Annotated in this window: 6 protein-coding genes; 2 read left to right on the forward strand and 4 right to left on the reverse strand. The window is 64.7% G+C overall.

What is annotated here, in order from left to right:
- Positions 1–58: 58 nt before the first annotated feature.
- Positions 59–1,609: a glycoside hydrolase family 30 protein gene (locus BBIA_RS06280; protein ID WP_033494140.1), complete on the reverse strand. Its 1,551-nt coding sequence runs from the start codon at positions 1,607–1,609 to the stop codon at positions 59–61.
- A gap of 301 nt (positions 1,610–1,910) precedes the next feature.
- On the opposite strand from BBIA_RS06280, the gene BBIA_RS06285 reads away from it, so the two are divergent.
- Positions 1,911–2,273, forward strand: a complete 363-nt coding sequence (locus BBIA_RS06285) for a hypothetical protein (protein ID WP_051923855.1) — start codon at positions 1,911–1,913, stop codon at positions 2,271–2,273.
- Between the two features lie 64 nt (positions 2,274–2,337).
- Here BBIA_RS06285 and BBIA_RS06290 read toward each other — a convergent pair whose 3' ends face one another.
- From BBIA_RS06290 to BBIA_RS06300, 3 genes are all read right to left on the reverse strand, one after another.
- A complete protein-coding gene (locus tag BBIA_RS06290) occupies positions 2,338–3,510 on the reverse strand; it encodes a glycerate kinase (RefSeq protein WP_033494139.1) in 1,173 nt (390 codons plus the stop codon).
- A 119-nt stretch (positions 3,511–3,629) separates the two neighbouring features.
- Positions 3,630–4,652: a UDP-glucose 4-epimerase GalE gene (gene galE, locus BBIA_RS06295; protein ID WP_033494137.1), complete on the reverse strand. Its 1,023-nt coding sequence runs from the start codon at positions 4,650–4,652 to the stop codon at positions 3,630–3,632.
- A gap of 375 nt (positions 4,653–5,027) precedes the next feature.
- A complete protein-coding gene (locus tag BBIA_RS06300) occupies positions 5,028–6,587 on the reverse strand; it encodes a glycoside hydrolase family 30 protein (RefSeq protein ID WP_033494135.1) in 1,560 nt (519 codons plus the stop codon).
- 443 nt (positions 6,588–7,030) lie between these two features.
- Here BBIA_RS06300 and BBIA_RS06305 point away from each other — a divergent pair.
- Positions 7,031–7,289, forward strand: a 259-nt coding sequence (locus tag BBIA_RS06305) for a DeoR family transcriptional regulator (RefSeq protein WP_202962038.1), incomplete at its 3' end; no start/stop codon positions are given.

Below are 7,289 nucleotides of genomic sequence, written 5' to 3' on the forward strand. Positions count from 1 at the left end.
CAGCAACGCAAGTCGTGACGAACGTCACACAGACGCCACCGGACGCACCGGAACGACGTCAGAACAGCGTCTCGTCGTGGTCGTCGGCCGGGTGCGGCGTGTACGTGATCTTGAACTCGTCGTCGGCCGGAGCCTGCGATTCGTTGATCGGACCGTTCGACTTGTGCAGCGTGACGGTACCGTACGCGGGAACCGTGACGCGCTGCCAGCGCGCGCCCTCGCCATTGATCGCGACGGCGGCCTCGATGTCCGTGGCCGTCGGGTTGTACAGGATAGCCGCGAGATCGCCGGTCGTGTCGTTGACGAACGCGACCGAGCCGAGCCCGCCGTGGCGCCCGTCCGGCGTGCGGTTGGTGGAGAACACGCGCTGCGAGCCGACCTTGACGTCCTGGCCGTAGTTGCGCAGCATGAAGTATTCGAGGTTGCGCTTGACCTTGCCGGTGGACGAGTCGATGGTGATGACGCCGCGGCGGCCGGACGTGCCGGCCCAGCTCGGGAAGCCCTGCTCGTCGAGCGCCATGTTCCACAAGTTGATCAGGCCGATGCCGTTGCGCACGAGCCAGGTGCCGATCTCGCCGAACATCACGTGGCTGGCCTCGTCGACGGTTTCGTCGAGCATGCAGCGGCGTTCGGTCATCGCAGCCTTCCACTGCGGGAACTGGCGGGCGCCGTTGTGGACCCACTCGGGCAGGCCGGAGTAGGTGTGGAACGCGGCGCCGGCGAACGCGTTGGCCTGCGCAGGGGTCATGTACTCGCTCACCGGACGCTGGTAGAAGCGCAGGGAGTCGTCGCCGAAGTAGATCTCGACGTCCGGGAAGGTGCGGTCGAGCGCCGGGCGCAGGTATTCGCTGCCCCACTTGGCGAGCTCCTCGGGCGTCCACACGGTGATCGGCCACGGGCAGCCGTTGCTCGGCTCGTTCTGCATGGTGACGGACGTGATGCGGATGCCGTACTTGGCGTACGCGGCGATGAACTTGACGAAGTACTGCGCGTACACGTAGTCGATGGTGTCCTGATAGCGGTAGCCGTTGCCAACGAACTCGCCGAGGCGCAGGCGGCCAGCGCCGTCGAGTCGATTGGAGGTCTTCATCCACGCCGGCGCGGACCACGGGGAGGCCATGACCTTGACGGCCGGGTTGATCGCGACGATCTCCTGCAGGACGGGGATGACGTTCTTGAGGTCCTTGGTCGCGTCGGGTGCGCCCGGCTCGCCTTCGCCGATGGAGAAGTAGTTGAGGCCGGCGTCGGCGACGACGCCTTCCGGCAGATCGTCGTAGGAGTAGTACGCCTGGCTGGAGAAATCGCAAGCACCGATGGAGATGCGCACGGACGAGAAGCCGCCCTGCTCGGGATCGAACATTTCGGTGAGGATCGCGTGGCGCTGCTCGGCAGTCATCGACTGCATGAACAGGGACGCGGACGAGTCGGTGATGGCCGCGCCGGCACCCTCCCAGTACTGGTAGCGGCGAGTCGGGTCGATGATCACCGTTTCGGCCGTTCCGTGATCACTTTCGATCACCGGGGTGGCGATCGGCGTGCGTCGGTCGGTCAGGTCGCCGCTGGTGCGCGTCCAGTACTCATGGGCGTAATCATTCAGGAATCCAGTCATTCCAGTCACTTCCTCGTGTTGTTGCGTATGCTTTTCGACATCCGTCGCCGCGCGCATCACCACACGGCGTAACGATCATAATTATACACATTCAATCAACAACTCGCCCACCCCGCCCCCACTTCCTATCACTTTCGATCACTTCAACCGCCGTAAGCATATCACCGACAGCATCAATTGCATGACAATCGTCATACAATAAACATACCGAAAAATTCACGGTACAGACCGCAGACCCACAACCGCTTATCATCCACGCCAACTATCTCACCAAGGGCTTTCTCAAGGAATGGAGTCAGGCATGACGCAGTACATCGCCGAAAACGGCACGCCGATCACCGACGACATGGTCGAACGCTGGGCACAGGAAGCGGAAGACGGGTTCCCCGACGCGACGCTCACCCGCGAAGACGATCCGTTCCCGCCAAGTCGCGCGGAGATGCGGGCGCACACCATTCGCGTTCCCGACGAACTGTGGAAACTGGTCGAGACGGCGGCCAAGGCCAAAAAGGTCACGCCCAGTGAATATGCGAGACAGGCGCTCGGACGCAGTCTAGCGCAGGCGGGACTCACCCGGGAGGAGAAAATCCTCGTCTACGCACAGGCCAACGGACTGACCCGCGAAGAAGCCGTCAATCAACTGCTCGACAAGGCGCTGGCGTAGCGGACTCTGGCCAGCTGCGGGCGAATCACCGCCGTTTCATCGCTTACGCACGCGCGACTCATGCCTATTGCACGGCGGCGATGAGGCGGGCCACGTTTTCGGCGGCGTTGGCGAGGTTGGCGGGACCGTCGGCGAGGGCGCGTGCAAGCGGCATGGCGGCCGGGGTGATGCCGAACACGGCGTCAATGCCGAGATCGTGCAGCGGGTCGAGCGCATGCCCGTCGGGACCATAGTCGACGCGGCCGGCGAGCGCGACGACGCGGATGCGCGGATTGCCGCGGTGTGCGGCCTGCGCGACGCCGACCGGGGTTTTGCCGTATCGCGTCTGCGCGTCGACGCCGCCTTCGCCGGTGATGCACCAGTCGGCGTCGGCCGCGCGTTCGGCGAGCCGCACGGTGCGCGCGACGATCTCCACACCGGATTGCATGGTCGCGTTGGTGAAGGCGAGCAGTCCCGCGCCGAGCCCGCCGGCGCCGCCAGCACCGGGCGTATGGGCCACGTCGCGGCCGAGCTGCTCGGCGATGACGGCTGCGTAGTGCGCAAGATTCGCGTCGAGATGGGCGACCATGTCCGGGGTCGCGCCTTTTTGCGGGCCGAAGACAGCCGACGCGCCGGTCGGTCCGATGAGCGGGTTGGTCACGTCGGACGCGATGATGATGTCGGTTGCGGCGAGCCGCACGTCCAGTCCGGTCACGTCGATGACGGCGAGCCGGTCGAGGAAGCCGCCTCCGCGCGGTATGGGCTGGTTGTGCGCGTCGAGGAGGCGCGCGCCGAGCGCTTCGGCCATGCCCGCTCCCCCGTCGTTGGTGGCCGAGCCGCCCACGCCGAGGATAATGTGGCGGGCGCCGGCGTCGAGCGCGGCGCGGATGAGCTGTCCGGTGCCGTACGTGGTGGCGGTCAGCGGGTTTTTCGTCTTGTCGTCGACGAACTGGATGCCGCTCGCCGCGGACATTTCGATGACGGCCGTGCATGTTGCCTTCGATGCGGCCGCGTCGCCGAGCAGTCCGTACTCGGCGCGGATCGGCCGACCGAGCGGATCGAGCACGTCGGCGTATCGCAGTTCGCCGCCGGTCGCATCGACGAGTGACTGGACCGTGCCTTCGCCGCCGTCGGCCATCGGGATCAGGTCATAGTCCGCGTCGGGCAGCACGCGGGCGAATCCGACCTGGATCGCCTCGGCCGCCTCGCGCGCGGTCATGCAGTTCTTGAACGAATCCGGTGCAATGACGATCTTCATGCCTCTCCCCATTCCGCGGAACAATGCGCATGCCGCGGCAACGGCCTGCATCCTAAAAAAACTCCGCCGACGCACCATCGTATGCGCATCGGCGGAGTGTTACCGGCGATCGGCGAGCGTCACTCGGCGTCGCGGTAGCCGTTCGGGTTCTTGGTCTGCCAGTTCATCGAGGATGCGGCCATGTCGTCGATGCCCAACTCGGCCTTCCAGCCCAGCTCGCGCTCGGCCTTGGACGAGTCGGCGTAGCAGGCGGCGATGTCGCCGGGGCGGCGCGGCACGATCACGTACGGGATCTCGTGGCCGGCGGCCTTCTCGTACGCCTTGATGACCTGCAGCACGGAGTAGCCGTGGCCGGTGCCGAGGTTGTAGGTGAACACGCCCGGCTTGTCGATTTTGCCGATGACCGCGACGTGGCCCTTGGCGAGGTCGACGACGTGGATGTAGTCGCGCACGCCGGTGCCGTCGGGGGTGTCGTAGTCGTCGCCCATGACCTGCACGGCCTTGAGCTCGCCGATGGCGACCTTGGCGACGTACGGGGTGAGGTTGGCCGGGATGCCCTTCGGATCCTCGCCGATGAGTCCGGACGGATGCGCGCCGACCGGGTTGAAGTAGCGCAGGATGACGACGGTCCACGAGTCGTCGGCGACATGCACGTCGCGCAGGATCTGCTCTTCGAACAGCTTGGTGGTGCCGTACGGGTTGGTGGTGCCGCCGGTCGGGGTCTCCTCGGTGATCGGCAGTTCCTTCGGGGTGCCGTAGACGGTGGCGGACGAGGAGAAGATGATCTTCTTCACGTTGTGCTTGCGCATGACCTTGAGCAGCGCGATGGTGCTGTTGAGGTTGTTGTCGTAGTACTCGATCGGCTTGGCGACGGACTCGCCGACCGACTTGAGGGACGCGAAGTGGATGACCCAGTCGATCTTGTTCTCGGTGAAGACGCGGTCCATGAGCGCCTCGTCGCGCACGTCGCCCTCGTAGGCCTTGACCTGCTTGCCGGTGATTTCCGCAACGCGCTCGAGCGACTTCGGCGACGAGTTGCAGTAGTTGTCGACGCAGACCACGTCGTAGCCCTGATTGAGCAGCTCGACGTCGGTGTGCGAACCGATGTAGCCGGCACCGCCGGTGACCAGAATGGTTGTCATGACGTTCTCCTTGTCATCATCTGTGGGATCGGGCGGACGGGCCGGACCGGCACGCCGCCGCTTGCTGACCGCTAGGTGTCCCAGTAACTCCCATCATAGCACAACCAAACATTTTTTACCACGTTCTACCAAAAACGCACACAGTAATGTTCGGGTCACACACAGGTCCGCAGCGCGCATACAAAGACAAAGGCGGGCGCGCGACCGGATGCCTGTTTTCCGATCGCGCGCCCGCAAATCTCAATGGCATTGTGCCAGACTCGATGCAATGGGTTTGACTACCCCTCAGTCACTGCGTGACAGCTCCCCCGACAAGGAGAGCTCAGGAATAAGAACCCACAGCTCAAGTCCAGCAAATACCGGAACCGCATAGGGTCACTCGTCCTGGCCCCACACGCGCACCTTGCCCGGAGCCACGTCGCCGAGCAGGTGCTTCGGCGCCGGGTTGAGCTCGAACTCGTCGTCGGCCGGAACCGTGGACGTGTTGATCTCGCCGTAGCCCTTGTGCACGGTGACGGTGCCCCACGCCGGCACGGTGACCTTCTGCCATGCCGCGCCTTCGCCGTTGATCGTCACGGCCGCCTCGAGCGGCTCGCCGGTCGGGTTGTAGATGTGCGCGGCCACGTCGCCGTTCGGCGCAAGGAAGGCCACGGAACCGAGGCCGCCCGACCAGCCGTCCGGCGTGTAGTTGCTGGAGCGCACGACCACGGAGCCGGGTTCGACGTCCTGGCCGAAGGCGCGCAGCATGAAGTATTCGAGATTGCGGATGACCTCGCCAGTTTCGTGCTGGATGGTCACGACGCCGCGGCGGCCGGTCGCGCCGACCTGGTTCGGCAGTCCGCGTTCGTCGAGCGCGATGTTCCACAGCGTGATGAACGATTCGCCGTTGCGCACGAGCCAGTTGCCGATGATGCCGGACATGATGTGCGCAGCGTCCTCCGGCGTCTCGTCGATCATGCAGCGACGCTCGGTCATGCCGAACATCCAGTGGCTGTAGGAGCGCGACGCGTTGAAGAAGTTGGAGTACGGGCCTTCGTACGTGTGCACGGTCAGGCCGTCGATGGACGCGGCCTCGTCCGGGGTGACGAGCTCGCGCACCGGCCACAGCAGGTTGTGCGTGGAGTCGTCGTTGATGAAGATGCGCATCTCCGGGAACTTCTCATTCATGGCCGGGCGCAGGAAGTTGTGCGCGAATTCGGCCTGCTGCTTGAGCGTCCACATCATGGCCGGCCACTTGGGCGCGTTGCTCGGCTCGTTCTGCACGGTGACACCCCAGATCGGGATGCCGATCTTGGCCATTTCCTCGACGTACTTGACGAAGTAGCGCGCGTAGCAGCCTTCGAAGCTGTCGTGCATCGGGTCGAAGCCATTGCCGGTCCACTCGTTGAAACGCAGGTGGCCGCCCTGGCACAGGTGGCCGGTGTTCTTCATCCACGCCGGCGCGCTCCACGGGGAGGCGATGATCTTGACGGCCGGGTTGATCTTGAGGATCTCGAGCACGACCGGGATGATGTACTTGAAGTCCTTGGTGGCGTCCGGCGCGCCCGGTTCGCCCTCGCCGAGCGAGAACTTGGTGAGCGCGTTGTCGTGCTCACCGAACGGCAGGTCGTCGTAGGTGTAGTAGGGCTGCGCGGCCGGCTCGCAGGAGCCGAGCGGGATGCGGATGACGGAGAAGCCGCCCTTGGCCGGGTTGAAGCAGTCGTCGAGGAAGGCGTGGCGCTGTTCGGCGTCCATCGATCCCCAGATCAGGGAGGCGGCGGCGTCGGTGATGGCCGCGCCGGCACCGAGCCACGGCTGCTTGCGGTCGGCGGTGTCGACGACGATCTTCGTCGCATCGCCCGGGTCGGCGACGGTTTCGGGCGTTGCCAGCGTTTCGCGGCGCTGCGACAGATCTCCGGAGGTGACGGTCCAGAATTCGTTGCTGTACTTGCTCATGACGTTCCTTTGGCGTGTGGTGCTGTGTGACGACTGCGCTGCGCGGCCGACCTCGACTGCGCGGCCGGCTGTGCCGTTCGCCGTTAATCATACATGATCGATCACAAATAATCAACTTCAATCACACGCTTGTGTCAGGTTTTGGCATGGAATCGACAAGCCGCACGCCCGGTGGAACGTCACGCAGATTGGCAAGCGCACCGCCGTCCCGCAATACGCACGCGTTTCCGACTGCCGGACACCCCCGTCGCAGAACGGCGGAAGACCGGTCTCCGCACGACACTCGCGACAGACCGAACAGATACGTTCACCCGCGCAATCGGGTACACTGAATACAAACAGTAACGATCAACAACGGTACGTTGATCATCAATCGCCGAGCGTCAATTGCAGACAATCAATCATTGATGATCAGCGGCGAACAGACGGAGATGTACACAGCCATGTCCAACACTACAGACGACGCCCGGCCGACCGGCGCGGCGTCCGGCGCAACGAAGCGCGACTACCTGCCCGCAGAACGACAGGACATGATCCTCAGTCTCCTCACCCGGCAGAACGTGGCCACCGTGCAGGAACTCGCCACGCTGCTCAACACCAGCGACATCACCATCCGCCGCGACCTCACCACGCTCGCCGACGCGGGACTTCTGCGGCGCATCCGTGGCGGCGCGATGTCCGTGCGCGACGCGCAGCCCGCGC

This window comes from Bifidobacterium biavatii DSM 23969, from assembly GCF_000741165.1.
In the GTDB taxonomy this organism is placed as follows: Bacteria; Actinomycetota; Actinomycetes; order Actinomycetales; family Bifidobacteriaceae; genus Bifidobacterium; species Bifidobacterium biavatii.

Excerpts from the sequence above, each read along its gene's own strand:
- BBIA_RS06280 (WP_033494140.1), bottom strand. The coding sequence starts at position 1,609 with ATGACTGGATTCCTGAATGATTACGCCCATGAGTACTGGACGCGCACC.
- BBIA_RS06285 (WP_051923855.1), top strand. The coding sequence starts at position 1,911 with ATGACGCAGTACATCGCCGAAAACGGCACGCCGATCACCGACGACATG.
- BBIA_RS06290 (WP_033494139.1), bottom strand. The coding sequence starts at position 3,510 with ATGAAGATCGTCATTGCACCGGATTCGTTCAAGAACTGCATGACCGCG.
- galE (WP_033494137.1), bottom strand. The coding sequence starts at position 4,652 with ATGACAACCATTCTGGTCACCGGCGGTGCCGGCTACATCGGTTCGCAC.
- BBIA_RS06300 (WP_033494135.1), bottom strand. The coding sequence starts at position 6,587 with ATGAGCAAGTACAGCAACGAATTCTGGACCGTCACCTCCGGAGATCTG.